Source organism: Variovorax sp. Soil_C_12 (assembly GCF_057657375.1).
Genome location: NZ_JBDGIO010000010.1, coordinates 190029 through 213715, shown reverse-complemented (window position 1 = coordinate 213715; position 23687 = coordinate 190029). Strand labels below are relative to the sequence as shown.

20 protein-coding genes and 1 tRNA gene are annotated in these 23687 nt (G+C 69.2%); 8 read left to right on the top strand and 13 right to left on the bottom strand.

Translation table 11 applies throughout. From position 1 onward, the window contains the following. Positions 1 to 98: 98 nt before the first annotated feature. From clpX to AC3A6X_RS25025, 7 genes are all read right to left on the bottom strand, one after another. Positions 99 to 1364, bottom strand: coding sequence for an ATP-dependent Clp protease ATP-binding subunit ClpX (gene clpX, locus AC3A6X_RS25055; protein ID WP_106558362.1), 1266 nt, complete (start codon positions 1362 to 1364; stop codon positions 99 to 101). Positions 1365 to 1504: 140 nt separating this feature from the next. Then, the gene (clpP, locus tag AC3A6X_RS25050; RefSeq protein WP_106558361.1) at positions 1505 to 2113 is read right to left on the bottom strand and encodes an ATP-dependent Clp endopeptidase proteolytic subunit ClpP; all 609 of its coding nucleotides are present in this window, start codon (positions 2111 to 2113) and stop codon (positions 1505 to 1507) included. 88 nt (positions 2114 to 2201) lie between these two features. Further along, positions 2202 to 3515, bottom strand: a complete 1314-nt coding sequence (gene tig / locus AC3A6X_RS25045) for a trigger factor (protein WP_309962182.1) — start codon at positions 3513 to 3515, stop codon at positions 2202 to 2204. A gap of 28 nt (positions 3516 to 3543) precedes the next feature. Then, a tRNA-Leu gene (locus tag AC3A6X_RS25040) sits at positions 3544 to 3630 on the bottom strand. A gap of 112 nt (positions 3631 to 3742) precedes the next feature. After that, positions 3743 to 6922 (bottom strand): efflux RND transporter permease subunit, encoded by a 3180-nt coding sequence (locus AC3A6X_RS25035; protein ID WP_487844720.1) that lies wholly within the window; start codon positions 6920 to 6922, stop codon positions 3743 to 3745. Between the two features lie 10 nt (positions 6923 to 6932). Further along, positions 6933 to 8108, bottom strand: a complete 1176-nt coding sequence (locus tag AC3A6X_RS25030; protein ID WP_487844719.1) for an efflux RND transporter periplasmic adaptor subunit — start codon at positions 8106 to 8108, stop codon at positions 6933 to 6935. A 96-nt stretch (positions 8109 to 8204) separates the two neighbouring features. Beyond that, positions 8205 to 10118, bottom strand: a complete 1914-nt coding sequence (locus tag AC3A6X_RS25025; protein ID WP_487844718.1) for a potassium transporter Kup — start codon at positions 10116 to 10118, stop codon at positions 8205 to 8207. Positions 10119 to 10178: 60 nt separating this feature from the next. On the opposite strand from AC3A6X_RS25025, the gene hpnC reads away from it, so the two are divergent. From hpnC to hpnE, 3 genes are read left to right on the top strand one after another with little or no spacing between them, the layout of a single operon-like run. After that, on the top strand, positions 10179 to 11093 hold the full coding sequence (hpnC, locus tag AC3A6X_RS25020) for a squalene synthase HpnC (RefSeq protein WP_487844717.1): 915 nt from the start codon (positions 10179 to 10181) through the stop codon (positions 11091 to 11093). Next, a complete protein-coding gene (hpnD, locus tag AC3A6X_RS25015) occupies positions 11090 to 11929 on the top strand; it encodes a presqualene diphosphate synthase HpnD (protein ID WP_487844716.1) in 840 nt (279 codons plus the stop codon). The genes hpnC and hpnD overlap by 4 nt, the downstream gene beginning before the upstream one ends. Then, positions 11926 to 13200: a hydroxysqualene dehydroxylase HpnE gene (hpnE, locus tag AC3A6X_RS25010; RefSeq protein WP_487844715.1), complete on the top strand. Its 1275-nt coding sequence runs from the start codon at positions 11926 to 11928 to the stop codon at positions 13198 to 13200. The genes hpnD and hpnE overlap by 4 nt, the downstream gene beginning before the upstream one ends. Here the strand turns inward: hpnE and AC3A6X_RS25005 are convergent. Both AC3A6X_RS25005 and AC3A6X_RS25000 read right to left on the bottom strand, forming a co-directional pair. Beyond that, complete coding sequence (locus AC3A6X_RS25005; protein WP_487844714.1) at positions 13134 to 14546, bottom strand: sigma-54 interaction domain-containing protein; 1413 nt, start codon at positions 14544 to 14546, stop codon at positions 13134 to 13136. The two genes, hpnE and AC3A6X_RS25005, sit on opposite strands and share 67 nt — an antisense overlap. A 15-nt stretch (positions 14547 to 14561) precedes the next feature. Beyond that, a complete protein-coding gene (locus AC3A6X_RS25000) occupies positions 14562 to 15881 on the bottom strand; it encodes an acetate kinase (protein WP_487844713.1) in 1320 nt (439 codons plus the stop codon). A 559-nt stretch (positions 15882 to 16440) separates the two neighbouring features. Between AC3A6X_RS25000 and AC3A6X_RS24995 the strand changes: the two genes are divergently transcribed. From AC3A6X_RS24995 to AC3A6X_RS24980, 4 genes are all read left to right on the top strand, one after another. Further along, complete coding sequence (locus AC3A6X_RS24995; RefSeq protein ID WP_487844712.1) at positions 16441 to 17727, top strand: hypothetical protein; 1287 nt, start codon at positions 16441 to 16443, stop codon at positions 17725 to 17727. Positions 17728 to 17810: 83 nt separating this feature from the next. Continuing rightward, complete coding sequence (locus AC3A6X_RS24990) at positions 17811 to 18158, top strand: hypothetical protein (protein WP_487844711.1); 348 nt, start codon at positions 17811 to 17813, stop codon at positions 18156 to 18158. Positions 18159 to 18168: 10 nt separating this feature from the next. Continuing rightward, the gene (locus AC3A6X_RS24985; RefSeq protein WP_487844710.1) at positions 18169 to 18849 is read left to right on the top strand and encodes a C39 family peptidase; all 681 of its coding nucleotides are present in this window, start codon (positions 18169 to 18171) and stop codon (positions 18847 to 18849) included. A 59-nt stretch (positions 18850 to 18908) separates the two neighbouring features. Further along, positions 18909 to 19397, top strand: coding sequence for a hypothetical protein (locus AC3A6X_RS24980; protein ID WP_487844709.1), 489 nt, complete (start codon positions 18909 to 18911; stop codon positions 19395 to 19397). 12 nt (positions 19398 to 19409) lie between these two features. Here the strand turns inward: AC3A6X_RS24980 and AC3A6X_RS24975 are convergent, their stop codons facing one another. After that, positions 19410 to 20135 (bottom strand): HAD family hydrolase, encoded by a 726-nt coding sequence (locus tag AC3A6X_RS24975; protein WP_487844708.1) that lies wholly within the window; start codon positions 20133 to 20135, stop codon positions 19410 to 19412. A gap of 15 nt (positions 20136 to 20150) precedes the next feature. Here AC3A6X_RS24975 and hemH point away from each other — a divergent pair, with 15 nt between their 5' ends. Further along, on the top strand, positions 20151 to 21179 hold the full coding sequence (hemH, locus tag AC3A6X_RS24970) for a ferrochelatase (protein ID WP_487844707.1): 1029 nt from the start codon (positions 20151 to 20153) through the stop codon (positions 21177 to 21179). Between the two features lie 13 nt (positions 21180 to 21192). On the opposite strand, the gene AC3A6X_RS24965 is transcribed toward hemH, so the two are convergent. The 3 genes from AC3A6X_RS24965 to AC3A6X_RS24955 are packed head-to-tail and all read right to left on the bottom strand — an operon-like array spanning position 21193 to position 23682. After that, the gene (locus AC3A6X_RS24965) at positions 21193 to 21699 is read right to left on the bottom strand and encodes a DUF1993 domain-containing protein (protein ID WP_487844706.1); all 507 of its coding nucleotides are present in this window, start codon (positions 21697 to 21699) and stop codon (positions 21193 to 21195) included. A 46-nt stretch (positions 21700 to 21745) separates the two neighbouring features. Next, positions 21746 to 22621, bottom strand: coding sequence for an alpha/beta fold hydrolase (locus AC3A6X_RS24960; RefSeq protein WP_487844705.1), 876 nt, complete (start codon positions 22619 to 22621; stop codon positions 21746 to 21748). Beyond that, a complete protein-coding gene (locus tag AC3A6X_RS24955) occupies positions 22618 to 23682 on the bottom strand; it encodes a branched-chain amino acid ABC transporter permease (RefSeq protein ID WP_487844704.1) in 1065 nt (354 codons plus the stop codon). Before AC3A6X_RS24955 ends, AC3A6X_RS24960 begins: the two co-directional genes overlap by 4 nt. Positions 23683 to 23687: the final 5 nt, after the last annotated feature.

The window sequence follows — 23687 nt, the reverse complement described above, 5'->3', positions numbered from 1 at the left end:
AGATGGTCGGCCGCGCGCGCTTTTCAAGCCCGCGGGCGCGGTAATCGCCGAAGACGCCGGTCGCCGGTATCGGAGGGGCCGGCCTGAAAGTCACTCAGTCAGGCCTTCTTGGCCGCCTCGCGGTACACGAGGAGCGGTGGCTTGTTTTCGTCGATTGTGGATTCTTCGACCACGACCTTGTCGACATTGGTGGCATTCGGCAGCTCGAACATGGTGTCGATCAGCGATTGCTCCAGGATCGAGCGCAGGCCCCGGGCACCCGTCTTGCGGGCCAGTGCCTTGCGTGCGATAGCCTTGAGCGCCGCCGGGCGGATCTCCAGGTCGACGCCTTCCATCTGCAGCAGCTTGGTGAACTGCTTCACCACCGCGTTCTTCGGCTCGGTCAGGATCTGCACCAGGGCGTCCTCGCTGAGCTCGGCCAGCGAGGCAACGACCGGCATGCGGCCGACCAGCTCCGGAATCAGGCCGAACTTGATCAGGTCCTCGGGCTCCACCTCGCGGAACACCTCGGTCAGGCTGCGCTGCTGCTTGCTCTTGACCGAGGCGCCGAACCCGATGCCGGAGGCCTCGGTGCGGTTCTCGATCACCTTCTCCAGCCCGGCGAAGGCGCCGCCGCAGATGAACAGGATGTTGGTCGTGTCGATCTGCAGGAAGTCCTGGTTCGGGTGTTTGCGCCCGCCCTGCGGCGGAACGCTGGCCATGGTGCCTTCGATCAGCTTGAGCAGCGCCTGCTGCACGCCCTCGCCCGATACGTCGCGGGTGATCGAGGGGTTGTCGGACTTGCGCGAGATCTTGTCGATCTCGTCGATGTAGACGATGCCGCGCTGGGCGCGCTCCACCTCGTAGTTGCAGCTCTGCAGCAGCTTCTGGATGATGTTCTCGACGTCCTCGCCGACGTAGCCGGCCTCGGTGAGCGTGGTGGCGTCGGCCATCACGAAGGGCACGTCGAGCATGCGGGCCAGGGTCTGGGCCAGGAGGGTCTTGCCGGAGCCGGTCGGGCCGATCAGCAGGATGTTGCTCTTGCTGAGCTCGACGTCGTCGCCCTTGGCCTTGTCCTTGTGGCGCAGCCGCTTGTAGTGGTTGTAGACCGCCACCGACAACATGCGCTTGGCAGGCTCCTGGCCGATCACGTAGTTGTCGAGGTTGGCCTTGATCTCCAGCGGGGTCGGCAGGTCGCTGCGCGCCTCGCGCGATTCCTCGCCGGCGGGCAACTCGTCGCGGATGATCTCGTTGCAGAGATCGATGCACTCGTCGCAAATGAAAACCGACGGACCGGCGATCAGCTTCTTGACCTCGTGCTGGCTCTTCCCGCAGAACGAGCAGTAAAGCGTTTTTTCGCTGGAAGAGCCTTTTTTCTCGGCCATGGACAGATGCCTCGTAACGGGGGTTTAACAATGATAGCGAAGAAGGAAGACCCTCGGCCCGTCCCCAACCCGAACAAAAACGGCGTTTTCCGTGCGGAAAACGCCGTTGTCGCCGCCGGGGCGCCGCAGCGCCGGCCGGCTCAGCTGCGCTTGGCGATCACCTGGTCGACCAGGCCGTAGTCCTTGGCTTCGTCCGCGGTCAGGAAGTAGTCCCGCTCGGTGTCGCGGGCGATCTTGTCCAGCGACTGGCCGGTGCGCTCGGCCAGGATGCGGTTCATCTGCTCGCGGGTCTTCAGGATGTCGCGGGCATGGATCTCGATATCGGTCGCCTGGCCGCGGGCGCCGCCCAGCACCTGGTGGATCATGATCTTGGAGTTGGGCAGCGAGAAGCGCTTGCCCTTCTCGCCCGCCGCCAGCAGGAAGGCGCCCATGCTGGCCGCGAAGCCCACGCACAGGGTCGACACCGCCGGCTTGATGAACTGCATGGTGTCGTAGATCGCCATGCCGGCACTCACGCTGCCGCCGGGCGAGTTGATGTAGAACGAGATGTCCTTGTCCGGGTTCTCGCTCTCCAGGAACAGCAGTTGCGCCACCACCAGGTTGGCGGTCTGGTCGTTGACCTCGCCCACCAGGAAGATCACCCGCTCCTTGAGCAGCCGCGAATAGATGTCGTAGGAACGCTCGCCGCGGCCCGATTGCTCGATGACCATCGGGATCATGCCGAGGCCTTGAATGTCCTGTGCGCTCATGTGTGCTCTCCAGAGAGGTTTTGTACTGTACCCAGACGACATGGGGCTCGTGCCAAAAAGCACAAGCCCCACGACGGCCGCCGGCGTGTCAGCCCTGCTGGGCCATCAGCTCGTCGAAGGACACCGACTTGGCGTTGACCTTGGCCTGGCCGAGCACGAAATCCGTGACGTTGTTCTCGATTACCACCGCCTCGACCTCGGCCAGGCGGCGGTTGTCGCTGAAGTACCAGCGCACCACGTCGGCCGGCTTCTCGTAGCTGGCGGCCAGCTCATCGATGTGCGCCTTGATCTGCTCGGGCTTGGCCTGCAGGTTGTTGGCACGCACCAGCTCGGCCACGACCAGGCCCAGGCGCACGCGGCGCTCGGCCTGCGGGCGGAACACGTCGTCGGGGATCGGGGCCTTGTCGGCGTCCTTGATGCCGCGCTGCTTGAGCTCGGCGCGGGCGCCTTCGACCATGCGGTCGACCTCGGCCTGCACGCTGGACTTGGGCAGGTCCAGCTCGGCGTTGGCGATCAGTGCGTCCATCACGGCGTTCTTGTTGCGCGCCAGCAGGCGGAACTTGACTTCGCGCTCCAGGTTCTTCTTGATGTCGGCGCGCAGGCCTTCGACCGTGGCCTCGGCGATGCCGAGCGACTTGGCCAGCTGCTCGTTGACCTCGGGCAGGTGCGAGGCCTCGATCTTCTTGACCGTGACCATGAAGTCGGCCTGCTTGCCGGCCACGTCCTTGCCGTGGTAGTCGGCCGGGAAGGACAGCGGGAAGGTGCGGCTGTCGCCGGCCTTCAGGCCGCGCACGGCGTCCTCGAATTCCTTGAGCATCTGGCCTTCGCCGACGATGAACTGGAAGTCGTCGGCCTTGCCGCCCTGGAAGGGCTCGCCGTCGATCTTGCCCTCGAAGTCGACCGTCACGCGGTCGCCGTCCTGCACGGCGGCGTCCTGGGCGCGCTGGGCGAAGGTGCGACGCTGCTTGCGCAAAATGTCGAGCGTCTTGTCGATCGCATCGTCGCCCACCTCGGCGCTGAGCTTCTCGACCTCGGCGTTGGACAGGTCGTTGATCTTGACGTCGGGGAAGACCTCGAAGACCGCGTCGAAAGCCAGCTGGCCCTCGGGCGCCTCTTCCTTCTCGGTGATGCGCGGCTGGCCGGCCACGCGCAGCTTGGCCTCGTTGGCGGCCTGCGAGAAGGCCTCGCCGACCTTGTCGTTCATGACCTCGTAGTGCACCGAGTAGCCGTAGCGCTGGGCCACGACGGTCATCGGCACCTTGCCGGGGCGGAAGCCGTCCATCTTGACGGTGCGGGCCAGCTTCTTGAGGCGTGAATCGACCTCGGACTGGATGGTGCCGACGGGCAAGGTCAGCGTGATCTTGCGCTCGAGCTTGTCGAGGGTTTCAACGTTCACGGTCATTTGTGTCTTCCTTGAGAGGGTCTTGTGCTGGTGCGCGGGGCCGGACTCGAACCGGCACGTTCTTGCGAACGTCAGGACCTAAACCTGGTGCGTCTACCAATTTCGCCACCCGCGCGGTTCCAGTTTTTTCAGGTGATGAATACGGAAGGCGGCCCGGAGGCCGCCTTCGCATTCGAATAGCAGCCGGCCGGGAAGGCCGACCGCCTGAAATCGGTCAACCGCGTATTTTAAGCGCGAACCAGGGCCTCCTCGGCCTCCTTGGCGGGGTTGTGCTCATCCCGCTTGACGCGGAACCAGGCCGCGTACATCGCCGGCAGGGCCAGCAGCGTCAGCACGGTGGCAACGATGAGGCCGCCCATGATCGCGATTGCCATCGGCCCCCAGAACACGCTGCGCGACAGCGGGATCATTGCCAGCACCGCCGCCGCCGCGGTCAGCACGATGGGCCGCAGCCGGCGCACCGCCGACTCGACGATCGCGTCCCAGGTCGGCACGCCGGCCGCGCGGTCGTGCTCGATCTGATCGATCAGGATCACCGCGTTGCGCTGGATCATGCCCATCAGCGCGATCACGCCCAGCAGCGCCACGAAGCCGAAGGGCCGGTTGGTCACCAGCAGCGCGCCGGCCACGCCGGCAATCCCCAGCGGCCCGGTCAGGAAGACCAGCATCGAGCGGCTGAAGCTGTGCAGCTGCAGCATCAGCAACGTGAAGACCAGGAACAGCATGATCGGCACGCCGGCCACGATCGAGGACGAGCCCTTGCTGCTCTCCTCCACGGCGCCCGCCACCTCGATGCGGTAGGCGCCCTGCCCTTCCGCATGCCACTTGGCCTCCAGCTTGCGCAGCGCCGGCAGCAGCTGCTCGGTGACGGTGGCGCCCTGCAGCCCCTCGACGATGTCGCCCTGCACCGTGATCGCGTAGTCGCGGTTCTCGCGCCACATCACGCCCGGTTCCCAGCCGAACACCGGCCGCGCGATCTGCGTGAGCGGGATCGAGTGGCCCGAGCTGGTCGGCAGGTAGGCATTGCCGATGTCCGAGATCGCCTCGCGCTCGTCGGGCTGCTGGCGCAGCACGATGTCGATCAGCAGGTCGTTCTCGCGGTACTGGCCGATGGTGGTGCCGCTGAACATCGTGCGCGAGGCCTGCGCGATGGCCTGGCTGGTGACGCCGAGGGCGCGCGCCTTGGCCTGGTCCACCTCGAGCCGGATCACCTTGACCGACTCGTTCCAGTTGTCGTTCACGCCGCGCATGTTGGCGTTGTCGCGCATGATCGCCTTGACCTCGTCGGCATGCGTGCGCAGCAGCTCCGGCTCGGTGCCGATCACGCGGAACTGCACCGGATAGGCCACCGGCGGCCCGTTGGGCAGCAGCTTCACGCGGCCGCGGATCTCGGGGAACTCCTCCGCCAGCAGCCCCGGCAGCTTCAGGCGCAGCGACTCGCGGTACTTGAGGTCCTTGGCCAGCACGATCAATTGCGAGACGTTGGTCTGCGGGAACACCTGGTCCAGCGGCAAATAGAAGCGCGGCACGCCGGAGCCGACCCAGGTGCTGACGGTGGTGATGCCCTCTTCCTTCAGCAGCCGCTGCTCGACCCGCTTGGCCACCTCCTCGTTGGCGGCGAAGGAGGTGCCTTCGGGGAACCACAGGTCGACCATGATCTCCGGCCGGCTCGAATCGGGGAAGAACTGCTGCTGCACCTTGCCCATGCCGACGATGCCCAGCGCGAAGGTCAGCAGGGTCGCGCCGATGGTCAGCCAGCGGTGCTTGACGCACCAGTTCACCGTGCGCCTGAAGGTGCTGTAGAAGGGCGAGTCGAACAGCTCGTGCGGCGGGTCCTCGGGATTGTGCGGCTTCACCTTGAGCAGCAAGGTGCCGAGGTAGGGCACGAAGTAGACCGAGACCAGCCAGCTCAGCACCAGCGCGATCACCGTCACCGCGAAGATCGCGAAGGTGTACTCGCCCGTCACCGACTTCGCGATGCCGATGGGCAGGAAGCCCGCGGCCGTGATCAGCGTGCCGGTCAGCATCGGCTTGGCCGTGACGTCGTAGGCGAAGGTGGCGGCGCGCACCTTGTCGTAGCCCTCCTCCATCTTCCGCACCATCATCTCGACCGCGATGATCGCGTCGTCCACCAAGAGGCCGAGCGCGATGATCAGCGAGCCCAGCGAGATCTTGTGCAGCCCGATGCCGAAGTAGTTCATCGCCAGGAAGGTCACGGCCAGCACCAAGGGGATCGTGATCGCCACCACCAGCCCCGGTCGGATGTCGATGTAGTACCCGAAGCGCCCGCCCTTGTGCAGCCCGAGCGCGATGAAGCTCACCGCCAGCACGATCGCCACCGCCTCGATCAGCACCCGCACGAACTCGTTGACCGAGGTCGCGACCGCCACCGGTTGGTTCTGCACCTGCGCCAACTTCACGCCCGCCGGCAGGCGCTTGTCGATCTCGGCGGTGGCCGCGTGCAGCGACTTGCCGAGCGTGATGATGTCGCCGCCCTTGGCCATGGAGATGCCCAGCGCGATCACCTCCTTGCCCTGATGCCGCACCTTGACCTGCGGCGGATCGACGTAGTCCCGACGGATCTCCGCGATGTCGCCGAGGCGCATCTGGTTGCCCGAAGTGCCGCGGATCGGCATCGCGCGCAGCTGCTCCACGTTGGTGAACTGGCCGGCCACCCGCACCTGCACCACGTCCTGCGGCGCCTGGATCGTGCCGGCGCTCTCGATCGCGTTCTGCTGCCCGAGCTGCGAAAGCACGGTGTTGAAGTCCAGCCCCAGCTGCGCCAGGCGCTTCTGCGAGACCTCGACGAAGACCTTCTCGTCCTGCACGCCGAACTGCTCGACCTTGGCCACGTCCTTCACGCGCAGCAGTTGCTGGCGCACGTCGTCGGCGAAGGTCTTGAGCTCGGCATAGCTGAAGCCGTCGCTCTCCAGCGCGTAGATCACGCCGTAGACGTCGCCGAAGTCGTCATTGAAGAAGGGGCCCTGGATGCCGGCCGGCAGGGTGCCGCGGATGTCGCCGATCTTCTTGCGCACCGTGTACCAGACGTTGGCGACATCGCCGGGCTTCGAGGAGTCCTTGATCTGGAAGATGATCTGCGACTCGCCGGGCTTGGAGTAGCTGCGGATCTTGTCGGCGTAGGGCGCCTCCTGCAGCGTGCGCTCGAGCTTGTCGGTCACCTGCTCGGCCACCTGCTGCGCCGTCGCGCCGGGCCAGTAGGTGCGCACGACCATCGCGCGGAAGGTGAAGGGCGGGTCCTCGTCCTGGCCCAGCTGGAAGTAGGCCGCGAAGCCCAGCAGCATCAGCACCAGCATCAGGTAGCGGGTGAGCGCGGGATGGTCCAGCGCCCACTTCGAGAGGTTGAAGCCGGCCTTGCCGGCCCCGGCGACGGTGGTCTCTGAGGTCATCGAACCGTCCTCAGCGGGTGGAGGAAACCGGGGTGACCTGGCCCGGCGCGTTCACGGCCTCCTGCACCGCCGCAGCCCCAGCGGGCGCCGCCGTTTTCTCGCGGTAGATCGACACCTTCTGCCCCGGCGACAGCACGTGCACGCCGGCCACCACCACCAGCATCCCCGGCGTGAGGCCGCTGCCGATCACCGCCTCGTTGCCATCCGCCGTGGCCACCTGCACCGGTTGCGAGCGCACCGTCATGCTGGCCTTGTCGAGCACCCAGACCGCGCTGCCCTTGCCTTCCTGGCGCAGCGCGCTGGTCGGCAGCTTCAGCACCGGCGTGCCGCTGCGCGACAGCGCCTGCGGCCGGGCGAAGACGGTGGCACCCAGGGCCGGCGCCGTGGCAGCGTCGATGGCGACCTTGACGGTGTAGGTGCGCGTCACCGCGTCGGCGCTGGCCGCCACCTCGCGCACCTTGCCCTCCATCTCCTTGCCGTCGGACCAGCCGCGCACCGCCACCGCCGAGCCCGGCTTGACCAACGCGGCGCGGTCTTCCGGCACCGAGAACACCACGTCGCGCGCGCCGTCCTGCGCGATGCGCACGACCGGCGTGCCGGCCGTCACCACCTGGCCCGGCTCGGCCTCGATCGCGGTAATGATCCCCGGCACGTCGGCCACCAGCGTCGTGTACTGCGCCTGGTTGCCCTGCGAGGACATCTGCGCCTGCGCCTGCTCGAGCTGGGCCTGGGCCGCCTTGTAGGTGCTGTCGCGCCGCTCCAGCTCGGCGGCGCTGATGAAGTTCTGCTCGCGCAGGCCGCGGTAGCGCTTGAGATCGGCCTGGGCCAGGTCGCGGTTGGTCAGCGCGGCGGCGTGCTGGGCCCGCGCGGCCTCGGCCGCCAGCCGGTAGTCCTGCGGATCGAGCTGCGCCAGCACCTGGCCGGCCTTCACCTGCTGGCCGAGCTCGGCCTGCCGGCGGGTGATCTTGCCCGCCACGCGGAAGCCCAGCCGCGATTCGACGCGGGCCCGCACCTCGGCGGAGAACTCCGGCTCGCTGCCGTAGGCGCTGGTGCCCACCGCCATCACCTTGACTGCGCGCAGCGGCTCCTCAGCGGGCTGGGGGCGGGAACAACCCGCGAGCGCAAGGGCGGCCACAAGCAGGAGGCCGGCGTGACGGAAGGCGGGAGAAGCGGATGACGCGGTCATGGAGCACCCTAGGCAAAACGATCGGGGTCATTACTGACCGGCCGGTTAGTAATTTAGGGTAAACGCGAACCGCTGTCAATGACGCGCGAAGGGGACTCAGGTCCGCTGACCCAGCTCGACCAGGCTGTTGCCGGGGATGCCGAAGTAGTCCGAGGCCCGCCCCGCGTTGCGCTGCATCCACGCAAACAGCGCCCGGCGCACCGGGTTCATGCCCGGCAGCGGCTTGTCGCCCAGCGTGGCGCGCGAGACGAAGTAGGAGGTGCTCATCGACTCGATCGCCAGCGTCTTCTGATAGGCCAGGATGCGGATGAACTCGGGCACGTTGGCCCGCTCCATGAAGCCGTGGCGCGCCGTCATGGCCCAGATGCCGTGGCCCATGAAGCGAGCGTCGATGCGCTGCTGCGCGTCGACGCGCGGCGTATCGCGGGCCTCCACGCGCAGCAGGATCACCTGCTCGTGCAGCACCTGGTTGTGCTTGAGGTTGTGCAGCAGCGCATGCGGCACCGCATCGATGTCCGGGTTGAGGAAGACCGCCGTGCCATGCACCCGGTGCGGCATGCTGAGCGCCAGCGACTCGACGAAGGGCTCGAGCGGCACCTGCTGCGCCGCCGCGGCCGCCAGGCCCAGGCGCCGTCCCTTGGCCCAGGTGGTGAAGATCAGCAGCGTGAACGCGGCCACCGCCAGCGTGAGCCAGCCGCCCTCGTGGATCTTGAGGCTGTTGGCCACCACGAAGCCCAGGTCGACCGCCGCGAAGGCCAGCACGCCCAGCACCACCGCCACGCGGTTCCAGTGCCACAGCTTGAAGGCCACCACGCCGGCCAGCAGCGTGGTCGTGACCATCGTGACCGAGACCGCGATGCCATAGGCCGCCGACAGGGCGCTGGAGCTGCGGAACCCCAGCACCAGCGCCAGCACGCCGGCCATCAGCAGCCAGTTGACGGACGGCACGTAGATCTGGCCGATGGCCTCGCCCGAGGTCTGGACCACCCGCATGCGCGGCAGGTAGCCCATGCGCATGGCCTGCGCGGTCAGCGAGAAGGCGCCCGAGATCACCGCCTGCGAGGCGATCACCGTGGCCATCGCGGCCAGCACCACCATCGGCAACACGCTCCAGCTTGGGAACATCCGGAAGAAGGGGTTGTCGACCGCCGCCGGATTGGCCAGCACCAGCGCGCCCTGCCCGAAGTAGTTGAGCGCCAGCCCCGGCAGGGCCAGGAACATCCAGGCCAGGCGGATCGGGCGGGCGCCGAAATGCCCCATGTCGGCATACAGCGCCTCGCCGCCCGTGAAGGCCAGGAACACGGCGCCCAGCACCGCCAGCGACTGCGCATGGTGCGTCAGCAGAAAGCCCGCCGCCCGGCGCGGATCGAGGGCGGCCAGCACCTGCGGCTGCTGCAGCACCTGCCATAGGCCCGCCAGCCCGATCACCAGGAACCACAGCAGCATCACCGGGCCGAAGACCTTGCCCACCACGCCGGTGCCCTGGCGCTGCACCGCGAACAGGCCGACCAGGATCACAAGGGTGATCGGGATCACGAAGGGCTTGAGCGCATGCGCCTCGACTTCCAGGCCCTCGACCGCCGAGAGCACCGAGATCGCCGGCGTGATCAGGCTGTCGCCGTAGAACATCGCGGCGCCGACCAGGCCCAAGGCCCCGATCGCCTTCCAGCCCCAGGGCCGCATCCCAGTCCCGGCGACTGCGTTGCGCGCCAGCGCCTGCAGCGCCAGGATGCCGCCCTCGCCGTCGTGGTCGGCGCGCAGCACGAAGACCACGTACTTCAGCGTCACCACGAACATCAGGCCCCAGAAGATCAGCGACAGCAGGCCCAGCACCGCATCCGGCGAGAAGGCCACCCCATGGTCGGGATTGAGCGTCTCCTTGAAGGCATAGAGCGGCGAGGTGCCGATGTCGCCGAAGACCACGCCGAGCGCCGCGATCATCAGGCCGGGCCCGGCCTTGGCGTGCGTGCCGGGATCGGCGGGGCTCAGCGTCTGCGCGGGAGAGGTCATGACAAAGGGGGGTGGCTGCGGCGCGACGATCGTACTGCGCGGTACACGACAATCCGGCGCGTGCCTTCCACGCCCTACCCGGCCGCCGCTGCGGCGCCCACCCACTACGAGAATTTTCCGGTCGCCTCCTGGCTGTGCCCGCCGCGGCTGCGGCCGCCCATCGCGGCGATCTACGGCTTCGCCCGCACGGCCGACGACATCGCCGACGAGGGCGCGGCCGCTGCGGCCCAGCGCCTCGAGGACCTGCATGCCTTTCGCGCCGAGCTCGCCGCCGCGGCCCGCGGCGCCGCGCCTTCGCCGCGCTGGCCCGAGGTCTTCGGCCCGCTCGCGCAGGCGATGCGCGACTTCGCCCTGCCCGAGTCCTTGCTGGCCGACCTGCTCTCGGCCTTCATGCAGGACATCGAGAAGACCCGCGACGCCGCCGGCTATGCCGACCGCGCCGAACTGCTCGACTACTGCCGCCGCTCGGCCAACCCGATCGGCCGGCTGCTGCTGCATCTCTACGGCGTGGACGACGCCCGCGCCCTCGCCCGGAGCGACGCCATCTGCAGCGCCCTGCAGCTGATCAATTTCTGGCAGGACCTGAGCGTCGACCTCCCGCGCGGCCGCTACTACCTGCCCGCGGCCGAAGTCGCGTCGCATGGCCTCGCGGCGGAGGACTTCCGCGGCTTCAGGCCGCTGGCGGCGTCCGCGCCGCCGCCATCCGCCATCGCGCTGGTTTCAGCCCAAGTGGCCTGGGCCCGCGACCTCATGAACGAAGGCGCCCCGCTCGTGCATCGCCTGCCGGGCCGCGCCGGCTGGGAGCTGCGCTTCGTCGTGCAAGGCGGCCTGCGAATCCTCGACAAGATCGAGGCCCTGGGCTTCGATACCTGGTCGCAGCGCCCGACCATCGGCAAGGCCGATGCACCGCTTCTCGCCTGGCGCGCCCTGCGGATGCGGAGACAATCGCCCGCGATGACGAGTTTTCCACGATGACGCCCGAGCAGTACGTCCAGGACAAGGCGGCCGCCTCGGGCAGCAGCTTCTATTACGCCTTCCTCTTCCTTCCCAAGCCGCGGCGCGCCGCCATCACCGCCTTCTACGCCTTCTGCCGCGAGGTCGACGACGTGGTCGACGAGGTCAGCGACCCCGGCGTCGCCGCCACCAAGCTGGCCTGGTGGCGCAAGGAAGTCGCGCAGGCCTTCGACGGCCATCCGCAGCATCCGGTGATGCAGGCGCTGATGCCCCACGCCGGCACCTACGGCATCGAGGCGCGCCAGCTGCACGAGGTGATCGACGGCTGCCAGATGGACCTGGACCAGACCCGCTACCTCGACTTCGCGGCCCTCAAGCGCTACTGCCACCTGGTGGCCGGCGTGGTGGGCGAAGGCGCGGCGCGCATCTTCGGCCAGACCGACGCACAGACCACCGCCTACGCCCACAAGCTGGGCCTGGCCCTGCAGCTGACCAACATCATCCGCGACGTCGGCGAGGACGCGCTGCGCGGGCGCATCTACCTGCCGGTCAACGAGCTGCAGCAGTTCGACGTCAAGGCGCACGAGGTGCTCAACCGCCTGCATTCGGAGCGCTTCGTCGCCCTGATGAAGTTCCAGGCCGAGCGCGCCCACGCAGCCTACGACGAGGCGCTCGCCCTGCTGCCCGCAGCCGACCGGCGCGCGCAGAAGCCGGGCCTGATGATGGCCAGCATCTACCGCACCCTGCTGCGCGAGATCGAGCGCGACGACTTCCGGGTGCTGGACCAGCGCGTGAGCCTGACGCCGTTGCGCAAGCTGTGGCTGGCGTGGCGCGTGCAGGCCCTCGGCAGGTTGTGAAGACGATCGGAATCATCGGCGCCGGCTGGGCCGGCCTGGCCTGCGCCATCGAGGCCACGCGCGCCGGCCACGCGGTGACCGTGTTCGAGGCCGCGCGCACCCTCGGCGGCCGCGCGCGGGCGCTGCCTGCGCAGCTGCCGGGCGGCGCGCCGGTCCTGCTCGACAACGGCCAGCACATCCTGATCGGCGCCTACAGCGCGACCCTGGGCCTGATGCGCGAGCTGGGCATCGATCCTGCGGCCGTGCTGCACCGCATGCCGCTGCGGTTGCGCTTCGCCGACGGCGGCGGCCTGGCGGTGCCGCCGGGCTGGCCGCCGCCGCTGGACCTCTTGGCCGGCATCCTCGGCGCGCGCGGCTGGTCCTGGCGCGACAAGGCCGCGTTGCTGCGCAGCGCGCTCGCCTGGCGCGCGGGCGGCTTCCTCTGCGATCCGTCGACGTCCGTCGCCCAGCTGTGCGCCGGCCTGACGCCGCGCGTGCGGGGCGAGCTCATCGAGCCGCTGTGCATCTCGGCCCTCAACACCCCCGTCGAACACGCCAGCGGCCAGGTCTTCCTGCGCGTGCTGCACGACGCCCTCTTCACCGAACGCGGCGGCGCCGACCTGCTGTTGCCCCGCGTCGACCTCGGCGCCCTGCTGCCCGACGCGGCGGCGCGCTGGCTGGCGCAGCACGGAACGCGCGTTCTGGCCGGCACGCGCGTGCAGGCCATCGCCCGCGACACCACGGGCTGGCTGGCCGACGGCGAGCGCTTCGACCGCGTGGTGCTCGCCTGCCCGCCCTGGGAAGCCGCGCGCCTGGCCGCCGGGGCCGGCCTGCTCGAAGCCGCGGCCTGGTCGCAATCGGCCCAGGCGCTGGCGCACGAAGCCATCGCCACCGTCTACGTCACCGGCGGCCCGGCACTGTCCGCGCCGATGCTCGCGCTGCGATCGTCCGCCGGCGCGCCCGCGCAGTTCGTCTTCGACCGCGGCCAGCTCGGTGGCCCGCCGGGCTTGCTGAGCTTCGTGGTCAGCGCCAGCAGCGAGGAACGCGAGGCGCTGCAGCAGCAGGTTTTGGCGCAGGCGCGCGAGCAACTGGGCCTCGCCGGCCTGCAGCCGGTGCTGACGGTGGTCGAGAAGCGCGCCACCTTCGCCTGCACGCCGGGGCTCGAACGCCCGCCGGCGCGCATCGCCCCCGGCCTCGTGGCCTGCGGCGACTACGTCGAGGGCCCCTACCCGGCGACGATCGAAGGCGCGGTGCGCAGCGGCAAGGCCGCGGGCGGCTTGGGCCCCGTATAGGGAACCTGCGGCGCGCCCGTCGCGATGCTGTGCTTGTCCATCAGGCGATACAGCGTCATGCGCGACACGCCGAGCTCGCGCGCGGCCCGCGTGACGTTGCGCCCGACGCGCGTCAGCGTGAGGCAGATGGCATCGCGCTCGGCCAGGGTGCGGGCCGCATCCAGCTCCAGGCACGCCGGGCTCTCCACCTCCGCCAGCCCGAGGTCGGCCGGGCCGATCAGTCGCATCTCGCTCATCACCACCGCCCGCTGCACGCGGTTGTAGAGCTCGCGCACATTGCCGGGCCAGCCGTGCGCCATCAGGGCCGCCAGCGCCTGCCGGCTGAAGCCCTTCACGCGCGTCTTGCCGCTGCCCGCGCAGGACTGGAAGAAGTGCTCGGCGAGCATCGGCACGTCTTCCATCCGGCGGCGCAGCGGCGTCAGCTCGATGGACAGCACGTTGAGCCGGTAGAACAGGTCGTCGCGGAACTGGCCGACGGCCACGGCCTCCGCCAGGTCCACGTGCGACGCGGCCAGCACCCGCACATCCACCCGCAGGCTGCGCACGCCGCCCACGCGGCTGATGGTCTTCTCCTGCAGGAAGCGCAGCAGGTTGGTCTGCAGCTCCAGCGGCAGGTCGCCGATCTCGTCGAGGAAGACGGTGCCGCCATTGGCCGCCTCGATCAGCCCGCGACGCTCCGAGGAAGCGCCGGTGAAGGCGCCGCGCTCATGGCCGAACAGCTCGGACTGGATCAGCGTGGGCGAGATCGCGCCGCAGTTCACCGCCACGAAGGGCCCGGCCGAGCGCAGCGAGCATTGATGGATGGCGCGCGCCGCCAGCTCCTTGCCGCTGCCGCTTTCGCCGCCGATCAGCACCGGCGCATCGGTCGCGGCCACGCGGCGGATCTGCTGGCGCAGGCGCGTGATGGCGGGGCCCTGCCCGACCATGCCCAGCGTGTCGGCCGCATGCATCCGGGTCTCGTGCCGGCGCCGCAGCAGCGCACGGCGGCTGGCATGCTCCAGCATCACCATCAGCTCGCGCGCGTCCAGCGGCAAGGGCGCATGGTCGAAGAAGTAGCCGAGCACCAGGTCGCAAAAGGCCGGCGACTCCAGTGCGGGCGGCTCGCACACCGCCACCCACTCCGTGCCGTTGGAGGCGTTGACGCAGGCCTCGATCGCCGTCTCCGGCACCGGCAGCGAATCGCCGATCGCCAGCAGCGCGACCGGGAAGCGTCGATGGGCCTGCAGGCGGCTCGCCGCCGCCAGGTCTGCCGCCTGCGCGAACTCCCAGCCGCCGGCGAGCAACTGCTCGCGCAGCTCGCGCGCCTCGCCGCCGAGCGCGACGTAAAGCAGGCTCCGATGGGCCATGTGTGCTCCTGAAGCCTAGAACGAAATCGGCACCCGCACGGTCAGGGTGAGATCGGGCGTGTCGCGCGTCAGCCCCGCTCCCACGGTGACGTTCAGCGAGGTCTTGTCGTTGATGCGGTAGGCATAGCCCAGGAGCAGCGACCCGAGTTGCGTGCGCACCGAGGTCACGACCGGCAAGCCGTTCTGCCGGGTCTTGCCGATGGAGTTCAGCTCGAAGCCGACGCTGAAGGACGAGCGCTCGTTGAGCGCCAGTCCCATCCCGAAGTTCATGCCGAAGATATTGCCGGGCTTCACCTCGCCGATGAACTCCCGCTCGCCGTTGAGCACCAGGCGGCTGAGGTTGTCGCGGCCGTAGTTCCAGGTGTAGGTGAAGCTGCCGAAGAACACCGCCGGGTCGGAGGGCAGCAGCCACGTCAGGCCCGCCTGCAGCGAGTAGAAGCCGGAGCCTGTGGGCAGATCCAGCGGCAGGCCGGTGCCGGTGGTGTTGCCGATGCAGCGCGTGACGCAGTCGGTGACCACCTCGAAGGGGTCCTTGCCGGTGCGGGTCTTGAAGCGCATCGAGCCGACCATGTAGGGCCAGTTGCCCTTGCCCTCGTTGAGCTGGTAGCGCGCCGCCAGCTCGACGTCGCCGAGCGCGTTGCCGCGGGTGTCGAACACGCGCTCGTTGGCAGAGCCGGTGAAGATCTCGCGGCTGATGGTCGAGTCGGAGCGGTAGACGTAAGGGACCTTGGCCTCGAGCTCGAGCCGGTTGGTGACGCCCCAGCGGCCGGTGACGGCCGCCGTCAATGTGTTGCGCTTGACCTCCCGCACGTCGACCAGCCCGATCAGCAAGGCGGGGATGACGGTGTAGCCCACCAGCGCGACCCGGTTGTTCGACGAGTACGCGTACTGCAGCGAAGGCTCGAAGACGAACTTGCCGCGGGGCGTGAGGATGCCGGGCTGGTCGAACAGCGGCGCGACCTCGGGCATTGCAGGCCCTTCGACGCTCGGGGCCACGCCGACGCGCACGGGCCTTGTTCCGGTATCGGGCGCTGCCTCGGCCGTGGCCGCAGGGGCTGCGCCTTCGGGCGGCCGCGGCGGCGCGCTGCGTGCTTCCTGGGTCTGCAGGCGCTCTTGCAGCTCGCGATAGCGGGCCTCCTGTTCCTGCGCCTGCTGCCGCAGCGAATCGATCTGCCGGCCCTGCTCCTGCAGCTGCTGCTGCAGGGCCTCGATGCGCTTGGTGGTGCTCGGCGTCCGGGCGCCTGCGCCGCCTTGCGCTTGCGCGGCCGCCCCGGACATGATCATCGAGGAACAGGCGAGGAACGTCAGCGTTCTGCGCGGGTGACTCTTCTCCATGTAACCCTCCCTTGTTGCTGTCGCCGGGGGTGTTGTCGCGCCGGAGCGTAAACGCATCTTACAAATCGCTGCAAGATGCAAGGTGAAAACAAAAGTAATGATGAAGCTTCCGCGACGCAGGGGGTGTCTCACATCTGATGCACTGCGCATTCGCCCATCCGCCAGGACCGGAATCCTCGCCCGCTTGACTGGCCTCGCATTGCACGCGATACGGCACACGCGACGCCGTGATCGCCCTCGCAAGCCTGTCACAGCGATGAGACGGCCGAAGGGCATAGCGCAGTCGGCAGCCCTCCGCGGCCGTCGAGTCAAACGCACAACGTTGCCTCCCGCGTCGCCGGCCCGACCGTCAAGGCGCCGTGACACATCGCGATTCGCAAGGGCTCTCACGCCTGTACGGCGTCCGCGCACGGCCCGCCCGGCATTCTCATTTCCTCTCTGAAAGAGCAACGCTCCGCTACAAGTCGACGCAGCTGGCATCGAAGTTGCACCGAGCCTTCCGTTTTGCGGCAACGCAATTCATCCGAGCTTTCGTCCATCCACAGTTTGAGGAGACCCTATGAAGAAGACACTCCTGGCCTCGGCCCTGACGGTTGCATTCGGGTTCAGCGGCATGGCGCTCGCCAACGACACCGGCCAGCTCGCGGTCCAGTTGACCGACGGTGGGGACAACACGAGCAGCAATACCAGCACCTCCACCAGCACCAGCACGCGTACGAGCAGCAGCTCGCGCACGAGCACCCACACGGACAGCAGCACCAACAAGGATTCGGGCGGCGCCTATGCCAACGCCGCGCGCTCGGCCGCGCTCAACAACGGCTCCACCGGCACCTTCAGCAACGCCTTCAACGTGACGAAGGCGACCGCCAGCAGCAACCTCAACGGCGCGGTGACCGGCAACAGCATCTACAACATCGGCAACCAGGCCTACAACACCGGCTCGGCCCGCGGTGGCACCGGTAACGGCGGCTACGGCGGCGTGGGTCGCGGCGGCCAGGCCAACGGCAGCGGCCAGGGCGGCAACGGCGCGGTCGGCAACGGCGCGGTGGGTGCGGCCGGCGGCAGCGCCTCCAATGGCGCGATCAGCCATGGCAGCGCGACCAACGGCAGCGCCAGCGCGGGCGACGGCGGCTGGGGCAGCGGTGGCGGCGCGAATGGCCTGAATGCCAGCGGCTTCGTGCGTGCGAACGGCGCCGGCGGCGGCGACGGCGCGGCAGACGCAGCGGCGGCGGGCGGCCGCGGCGGCTATGGCGGCTCGTCGGGCAATGCCAATGGCACGGGCGGCGCGGTCGGTGGGGGCGACACGACGGACAGCACCAGCGCCGGCAGCCGCACGGGTGGCGCGGGCACCGGCGGCACGACCGGCGCAGGCGGCGCGGGCGGCGCGGGCAACTCGTCGGCGTCGGCAGCGGGCGCGGCCGGTGGGGCAGGCGGTGCGGGCGGCACGGCGACCAGCACCAACAGCGGCAGCCGCACGGGCGGCGCGGGCACCGGCGGCGCCGGCGGCCCGGCGACCAACGGCAGCGCCACGAACGGCAGCGCCAGCAACGGCAACAACACCGCGGGCAGCGGCGGCTCGGGCGGCAGCGGCACCGGTGGTGCAGGCGGCGCGGGCAGCGGCGGCACGAACACCGCGGCGGGCGGCACCGGCGGCGTGGGTGAAGGCGGCACGGGCGGCGCGGGCGGGACCAACACGGTCAACGCCGGCACGTTCAACATGTCCAACACCATGACGAGCGTCGGGCAGTCGGCGGCCGGCATCATGATCGCGAACCAGAACAGCGGCTTCGCATCGCTGGTCCAGCAGAGCGTGAATGTGCAGGCCAACCTGGCCGTGGGACGTTAGGCGAGAGAGCGGGCAAGGTCCGCGCGGCCTGCAGCGATGCGGGCCGCACGGGCGGCTGCCCGTCATCCACCGGGGGAGACACCATGAGACCCATCGAACGCTTCCGGTCCGCCGGCCCGGCCCTGCTGGCCTTCGTACTGGCAGGCACGGCCGCGGCGCAGACATCGGTGACGCCGAAGAACGCGGGCACGCTCTGGAAGCCCGTCGACTCGGCGATGCTGGACCGCTCGCGCGGCGGCCAGGCGGTGCACAACGACATGGAGCTGAGCGGCGTCACGGCCGACAACACGGCGCGCAACGTCACGACCGGCAGCAACGCCATCAGCTCGGGCTCCTTCGCCAACATGAACGGCCTGCCGGTGGTGATCCAGAACACCGGCGCGAACGTGCTGATCCAGAACGCGGTGATCCTGCACCTGCAGATGAACTGAGGGGGAGCGCATGCGCAGCCTGCTGCTCACCCTCGCCTTCCTCGCCATGGCCGGCCCGGCCGCGGGCCAGCTCGCGCATCTGCCGGCCATGGGCGGGGGCGACGTCATCATGCCGGTCACCAGCATGCGCCAGGCGCGGCTGGCCGGCACGCTGCTGCAGAAGTACGACTTCTCCTGCGGCTCGGCTGCGCTCGCGACCCTGCTCACGCACCACTACGGCTATCCGGTCACGGAGCAGGTCGTGTTCGAGCGGATGTACGCGGGCGGCGACCGCCAGAAAATCCACCGCGAGGGCTTCTCGCTGCTCGACATGAAGAACTTCCTGGCGGCTCACGGCTTCCAGGCCGACGGCTTCGAGCAGCCGCTGGACAAGCTCAACGAGGCGCGCATTCCCGCCATCGTGCTGATCAACGAGAACGGCTACCACCATTTCGTGGTGGTCAAGGGCGTGCAGCCCGACCGCGTGCTGATCGGCGACCCGGCCCTGGGCACGCGCGCAATGCGGCGCGAGGCTTTCGAGGCGATCTGGAAGAACGGCCTGCTGTTCGTGATCCACAACCAGATGGAAAAGGCGCGCTTCAACCTCGCCGCCGACTGGCGCGCGGCGCCGCGCGCGCCGCTGGGCGAGGGCCTCAGCCGCGATGGCATGGCCGGCATCGCCCTGCCCAAGCTCGGGCCGGGAGAGTTCTGATGAGCCCCGCACGGCCGCCCGAAGGGGCTCGCACCGAAGCCGAAGGCGAAGACTGCCTTATGAAATGGGTCGCACCGCTCCTGCTGTGTGCCCTGCTCGGCCTGGGTTCAGCCCTGCCGGCGCGTGCCGAAGCCATTTGGGAAGCGGTGAGCGACCGCACGCTGGACCGCCTGCGCGGCGGCTTCGACGTCGGCGGCGGCCTGCTGGTGAGCTTCGGCATCACGCGCGCCGTCTACGTCAACGGCGACCTGGTGACGCAGACCTCGCTCAATTTCGGCCGCGTCGCCGACCTGACGCCGGTGCAGGCCACCCAGCTCGCCCAGCAGATGGCGGCGCTGAACCTGGTCCAGGTCGGGCCAGGCAACAGCGTCGCGCCGGACGTGCTGGCCAACGGCACCGGCACCATCATCCAGAACACGCTGAGCAACCAGCACATCGTGAACCAGACCGTGATCGACGCCCGCAGCAACGCGATGGGCATGATCAAGAACCTCAACATCCAGGACACGCTCAGCGATGCGCTGAACCGTTCGGCAACAGGCCGCTGAGCGGGGGAGCGGTCAGTCGGCCTCGAGGGCCATGCACAGCGCACGCAGGTTCGGCACGATCAGCTGCGGCCGCGCGCCGTGCTCCCAGGGCCGCTCCTCGCGCACCAGCCAGGCGGCCTGCATGCCGGCGCCTAGTGCGCCCACCACGTCAAGCGCTGCGTCGTCGCCCACGTGCAGCACATCCTTCGGCAGCAGGCCGACCGAGGCGGCGGCGGCGCGGAAGATCGCCGGGTGCGGCTTGCCGCTGCCGAACTCGCGGGCACTGAAGGCGGCGCGGAACCAACGCCCCACGCCGGCCAGGTGGATGTCGGCATTGCCGTTGGAGACCGCCACCAGCGGGTAGCGCTCGCTGAGCCACTTGAGCGCGGGCAAGGCGTCGTCGTAGAGCGTCACGCGCTGGCGCTCGGCGAAGAAGACCTCGAAGGCCGGATCGGCCAGCGCCGGATCCTCGTGCGCGCGCTTGAGCGCGGTGCGTATCGATTCGCGGCGCAGGGCGCTCAGGTCATGGGCCAGGTCGGAACGCTCCTTCTCGGTGGCTTCGCGCAGCTCGCGCAGGACGCCGGGGGTGATGAGCAGGTTCGCGGTCTTCGGCGCCTCGCGCAGCAGCCATTCGTGGAGCACGCGCTCGGCGCGTTCGATGGTGGGCCAGATGGGCCAGAGCGTGTCGTCGAGGTCGAGCGAGATCGCGGCGATGCGCTTCACGTCGAGCACCAGGGGATCGAGGGTCGCAAGGGCCATGGCCGAGAATAGCGCATGCCTTTTCGACCCGAAGCTCCTGCTGCCGCGACCGACCAGGAGCGCACCGCCGTGCTCTGGTGCAACCTCGGCTCGCCCGACGAACCGACCGCGCGTGCGCTGCGGCCCTACCTGGCCGACTTCCTCGGCGACCCGCGCGTGGTCGAGATCCCGAAGGCGCTGTGGGCGCCGATCCTGCACGGCATCATCCTGCGCACGCGGCCCGCGAAGTCCGCAGCCAAGTACGCCGGCATCTGGATGCCCGAGGGCGCGCCGCTCAAGGTCTGGACACAGAAGCAGGCGAAGCTGCTGGCCGGCTGGCTGGGCGAGCGCGGCCACCGCGTGACGGTGCGCGAGGCCATGCGCTACGGCCAGCCTTCCATCGCGGCGCAGCTCGATGCGCTCAAGGCCGAGGGCGCGACGCGGGTGCTGGTGCTGCAGGCCTACCCGCAGTACTCGGGCACCACCACCGCCAGCGTGATCGACGCCATCAACGCCTGGAGCGCGGGCATGCGCCGCGTGCCGGCGTTCCGCTTCGTCAACGACTACCACGACGAGCCGCTCTACATCGAGGCGCTGGCGAACAGCGTCGAAGACCACTGGAAGCACCATGGCCGGCCGGACCGGCTGCTGATGAGCTTCCACGGCATTCCCGAGCGCAACATCCGCCTCGGCGATCCCTACCAGGCTCAATGCCTCGCAACCGCGCGGCTGCTGGCAGAGCGCCTGAAGCTCGCGCAGTCGCACTACCGCATCACCTTCCAGTCGCGCTTTGGCCGCGCCAGATGGCTGGAGCCCTACACCGAGCCCACGCTGCGCGAGTTGGGCGCATCAGGCGTCGCGCGCGTCGACGTGCTGTGCCCCGGCTTCCCGGCGGACTGCCTGGAGACGCTGGAAGAAATCGCGATCGAGGGGCGCGACGCCTTCCTGCACGCGGGCGGCAAGGCGTTCCACTACATCCCCTGCCTCAACGACCGTGGCGACTGGATCACCGCGCTGGCGGCGATCGCGGAGCGTCACCTGGGCGGCTGGCCCACTCGGGCCTGAGATCGGGAAGGCCTCAGAACCGGCCGAGGTAGTCCATCTTGCCCAGCGGCACGCCGCTGTGCCGCAGCACGTCGTAGGCGGTGGTCACGTGGAAGAAGAAGTTGGGCAGCGCGAACTGCAGCAGGTAGCGCTGCGCGGTGAAGTTGAGCTCGTTGCCGCGGGCCTTCATCGTGACGGGCCGGTCTTCGAAACCGTCGACCAGTGCGCGGTCCACGCTCTGCAGGTAGTCCACGGTTTTCGCGACGCGGGCCTGCAGTTCCGCGTAGGTCGTCTCGGTGTCGGGAAAGCTCGGCGCCGTGAGGCCGGCGATCCGCGCCGTGCCCAGCTTGGAGGCGTCGCTGGCGCTCTGGATCTGGCCGGCCAGCGTGTACATGTCGGGTGCGAGCCGCGCATCGACCAGCACCGCAGGGTCCAGGCCCGAGGCCTGCGCATGCGCGAGCCCCTTGTCCAGCAGATGGGAAAGCTGGCCGAGTCCGCGAAGGAAGACCGGGACCGAGATGTCGTAGAACGAGATCGCCATCGATGACTCCGAGTTGATTCGGCGTCGATTGTGGCGAGCTTGCCGCTTAGATGCCGGCGGTGCGTATAAAGGCCTCGATCGGGTCCAGATGCTCCGGCACATTGAGCGCCGGCGCATGGCCGCAGCCCGGCACCTCGATGGTCTGCAGGCGGCCTGCCGCACCGGGTCCACGGCGCTGCATCTCGGTGAGCGTCTCGCGCAGCACCAGGTCGGAGTCCACGCCGCGCAGGCACAGCACCGGCACCTCGATCGCGTCGTAGTGCGCCCACAGCACGTAGTCCTGCGGATGGACGACGAACTGTCGCACCATGGCCGGGTCGTAGTGCGGCGTCACGCGGCCGTCGGGCAGGCGCCGGGTCGAAGTCTCCGTGAGCCGCCGCCACTGCGCGTCGCTGAGCCAGCCGTAGGGCTTGTAGACCGTGCGGAAAAAGGCCTCGAGCTCGGCCACGGTGTCGAAGGCCGGCGGCTGGCCGGCATAGGAGCGGATGCGCTCGACGGCGGCATCGGCGATCTGCGGCGCGTTGTCGTTGAGCACCAGGCTGGCGATGCGCGCCTTCATGCGCGGCTCGACCAGCCCGCCCGCGCAAACCGTGCCGATGGCGCCGCCCATCGAGGTGCCGACCCAGTGCACCCGCTCGAGCGCCAGCGCGTCGCACAGGCCGGCCGCGAGGCGGGCATAGAAGGCCTGCTGGTACTCGTCGTCGGGCACCGGGCTCCACTGGCTCAGCCCGCGGCCGATGGTGTCGGGGCAGATCACGCGGAAGCCGCGCTCGGCGAAGTGCACGGCCAGCTCGTCCATGTCGCGGCAGGTGCGCGCCAAGCCGTGCCAGGCGATGACCACCGGGCCGCCCTGCCCGCCCCAGTCCATCCAGTGGATCTCGCGGCCGGCGATCTGGAGGTAATTGGAAGTCGGTGTATTCATCGCTTTGCCCTCGCTCGTAAGCGGCCGACGATGCCGGTCGGGAAGTAGTAAACCGAGAGCACGAAGAGCAAGCCCAGCCACAGCAGCCAGCGGTCCGGCGACAGCAGCGCCGCCAGCCACGACACGCCGCTCACGGCCTCGTTGCCCAGGCGCAGCAGATCCTGCAGGTAGCTCTGCGCCACCACGAAGAGTGCGGCGCCGATGGCCGCGCCGTAGACCGTGCCCATGCCGCCGATCACCACGATCAGCAGCACGTCGATCATGATCTCGAAGGACAGCGAGGTGTCCGGCCCGTTGTAGCGCAGCCAGATCGCCAGCATCGCGCCGGCCAGCGTGGCAAAGAGCGCCGACAGCACCGAGGCCGTGGTGCGGTAGACCACCACGCGGTAGCCGATCGCCTCGGCGCGGAACTCGTTCTCGCGGATCGCCTGCAGCACGCGGCCAAAGGGCGAATTCACGATGCGCAGCAGCGCCAGCACCAGCACCACCGCGGCGACGAAGAGCAGGTAGTAGCACAGCAGCCGGCCGTCGAGCGAGACGCCGAGGAAAGGCTCCTCGGCGAACTCGAAGCTGGGCGAGATCAGCTCCGGCAGCTTGAAGGTCAGCCCGTCCTCGCCGCCGGTGAAGTCCGACAGCTGCGAGGCCAGGGTCTGAAAGGCCGAGGCCACCGCCAGCGTGATCATCGCGAAGAAGATCGCCCGCACGCGCAGCGAGAACAGCCCGATCGCCAGCGACAGCAGCAGGGACACGACGAGCGCCGCGCCCAGCCCCAGCAGCACCGCGCCCCAGCCCGGCCCGAGCCGCGTCGCCGAGATCGCGATGCCGTAGGCGCCGATGCCGAAGAACATCGTATGGGCAAAGCTCACGATGCCGGTGTAGCCCAGCAGCAGGTCGAAGCTCGCGACCAGCACGATGAACACCAGCACCTTGGCCGCCACGCTCAGCGCCTTGACGCCCGGGAAGATAAAGGGCGCAAAGGCCAGCGCGATGAGCAGCGCCACCAGCAGCACCGCCAGCACGCGGCTGCGCGGCAGGTCGTTGGACAGGAGTCGATTCAGCATTCGTC